The sequence below is a fragment of the Actinomadura geliboluensis genome (assembly GCF_005889745.1).
GTDB classification, from domain to species: domain Bacteria; phylum Actinomycetota; class Actinomycetes; order Streptosporangiales; family Streptosporangiaceae; genus Spirillospora; species Spirillospora geliboluensis.
In genome coordinates, this window is record NZ_VCKZ01000662.1 from 1 (window position 1) to 2,674 (window position 2,674).

Below are 2,674 nucleotides of genomic sequence, written 5' to 3' on the forward strand. Positions count from 1 at the left end.
GGTCCCTAGGATCGGGCGCATGTCCGCCGTCACCGACTGCGCGGCGCGGGTGATGGCCGCCGCCGCCTACGTCCGGCTCCGCGGCCGCCGCCCCGCCTTGGACCTCCGGGTGCGCGCCGCCTGATCTGCCGCAGCCGCGGCGCCGTTGCGCGGCGCCGCGGCCGTGGCGTGCGCTCGCGCGCACCGGCCGTCCAGGGCACGCCGACGCCCCTGACGATCCCGGACGGGCCCCGCCGCGCATCCCGGCAGCACCTTCCTGTGCGCCGCGTTTCCGCTGTGATGCGTTTCCGCCGCGCCGCCGTGCGCGTGTGCGCGGCCCGTCCGCCGGCCCGCCGTGGCCGGGAGCCGAGGACGGCCGCCATCACTCACCGAAACCGAACCACCGCTCGCGGGCGCGCGCGCCGCGAGCTGTCCCAGAACTTCCTCGCCGACCCGGGGGTGATCGCCCGGTACGCCCGGCTGGCCGCGCCCGGCGGGCTGGTCGTGGAGGCCGGCGCGGGCGACGGCCGGATCACCGCCGCGCTCGCCGCGCACGCCGACCGGGTGATCGCCTACGAGATCGACCCGGTGCACGCGGCGCGGCTGCGGCGCCGGGGCCTGCCGGGCGTGGAGTGCGTGACCGGCGACTTCCTGGCCGCGCGGCCGCCGCGCGGCCCGTTCCGGCTGGCGGGCAGCATCCCGTACGCGGCGACGTCGGCGATCGTGGCGTGGGCGCTGGACGCACCGGCGCTGGAGGCGGCGACGCTGATCACGCAGCGGGAGTACGCGCGCAAGCGCACCGGCGACTACGGGCGGTGGAGCCTGCTGACGGTCCGGACCTGGCCGGTGTTCCGGTGGGGGCTGGGCGAGCGGATCCCCGCGAGCCGGTTCCGGCCCGTCCCGCGGGTGGACTCGGCCGTGCTGCGCCTGGAGCGGCGGGCGCGGCCGCTGCTGCCGCCCGGCGCGCTGGAGGGGTACGCGCAGTGCGTGGAGCTGGGGTTCACCGGCCGGGGCGGCAGCCTGCACGCGTCGCTGCGGTCGGCGTATCCGCGGCGGCGGGTGGACGCGGCGTTCCGCGCGGCGGGACTGCCGCGCGGCGCGGTCGTCGGGTACGTCCACCCGGGGGAGTGGATCGAGCTCGTGCGGGTCCTGCACGGCCTGGAGTGACGGCCTGGTGCGAGCGTGCGCGCCGGGGAGGCGCGGGGAAAATGCGTTGCGGCGGTGCCGCGGCCGGGGCAGGCTGATCAGGCGGCCGCTCCGGCGGGCGCCGCGGCGGCGCACCGGGCCGCCATCCCCTCGCGGGTTCGATTCCCGCCGGCGTCTCCGATCCCGTCCCCGCTGTCACCCTGGGGACGGGATCCCGCGCGTTCAGGGGGCGGGGAGGACGCCGCCGATGCAGTCCAGGACGCGGTCCAGGCCGTAGCGGAACTGGTCCTCGGCGCTCATGTGGGGCAGCCGCGCGTCCATGACGATGCGCTCGAACATCGGGTAGCGGCCGGTGCCGAGCAGTTCCCGGACGTAGGGGCCGCTGTGCAGCATCCAGCGCTCGGGGGTCATCCCGCTCTGCCGCGCCTCCCGCATCCACTCGATCTCGCCGCGCACGACGCGTTCGACGTAGCCGTTCAGCATGTCCAGGAGCGTGAGCATCTGGTCGATGGGGATGCCGACGTCCAGCGCCCCGAAGGCGAACTCCAGCAGCCGCAGCCGGTTCGGGCCCATGGTGGCGCGGGGGCGGTGCAGCCCGGCCAGCCAGGGGTGCCGCAGCCACACCGCCCGGGTGTTCTCGGCGATCAGCGTCAGGTCGGCGCGCCAGTCGCCGGAGGGCCGGTCGGGGATGTCCAGCTCCAGCAGCGCGTGGTCGACCATCAGTTCCAGCAGGTCGTCGCGGGACGGCACGTACCGGTACAGCGACATCGCGCCGGTGCCGAGGTCGGCGGCGATGCGGCGCATCGAGGCGGCCTCCAGCCCGTCGGCGTCGGCGATGCGGATCGCCGCCTCGGTGATCTGGGCGCGGCTGTAGGCGGGGCGGGGCCCGCGGCCCTGCCGCTCCGGGACCGACCAGATGCTGACGTGCTGCTCGCCGGCTGCCACCGAACCTCCTCGCGGGTCGTACCGAGCATCCTAGTTGCGTACGACGTACCCAGTTGTCTACCGTGAGATGCGTACACCGTACCCAGAGGAGTTGCCGTGACCCGTGAACCGATCGTCGCCGCCGAGGCGCTGCGCAAGCGCTACGGCACCACCCAGGCCCTCGACGGCCTCGACCTCGCCGTCCCCGCCGGGACCGTCTGCGGGGTCCTCGGCCCCAACGGCGCCGGCAAGACCACCGCCGTGCGGATCCTGGCCACCCTGGCCGACGCCGACTCCGGGCACGCCCGCATCGCCGGGTTCGACGTCGCCCGCCACCCCGACCAGGTCCGCGCCCGCATCGGCCTGGCCGGCCAGTACGCCGCCGTCGACGAGAAGCTCACCGGCCGCGGCAACCTGCGCATGTTCGGCCGCCTCTCCCACCTGCCCCGCCGCGAGGCCCACCGCCGCGCCGACGAGCTGCTGGAGCGGTTCGGGCTCGCCGACGCCGCCGACCGGCAGGTCGCCGGCTACTCCGGCGGCATGCGCCGCCGCCTCGACCTGATCACCAGCCTCATCCTGCGGCCCCAGGTGCTGTTCCTGGACGAGCCCACCACCGGCCTGGACC

At 76.2% G+C, this 2,674-nt stretch carries 3 protein-coding genes; 2 read left to right on the forward strand and 1 reads right to left on the reverse strand.

Annotated elements, in window-relative coordinates:
- Window positions 1-279: 279 nt before the first annotated feature.
- Entirely contained in the window at window positions 280-1,146 is an 867-nt protein-coding gene (gene erm, locus ETD96_RS43190) for an ErmE/ErmH/ErmO/ErmR family 23S rRNA (adenine(2058)-N(6))-methyltransferase (RefSeq protein ID WP_138642259.1), read from the forward strand.
- A gap of 201 nt (window positions 1,147-1,347) precedes the next feature.
- Here erm and ETD96_RS43195 read toward each other — a convergent pair whose 3' ends face one another.
- Window positions 1,348-2,070, reverse strand: a complete 723-nt coding sequence (locus ETD96_RS43195) for a TetR/AcrR family transcriptional regulator (protein ID WP_138642260.1) — start codon at window positions 2,068-2,070, stop codon at window positions 1,348-1,350.
- A 96-nt stretch (window positions 2,071-2,166) separates the two neighbouring features.
- Between ETD96_RS43195 and ETD96_RS43200 the strand changes: the two genes are divergently transcribed.
- Window positions 2,167-2,674 (forward strand): ATP-binding cassette domain-containing protein (locus ETD96_RS43200; RefSeq protein WP_138642261.1); only part of this gene is annotated, 508 nt, incomplete at its 3' end.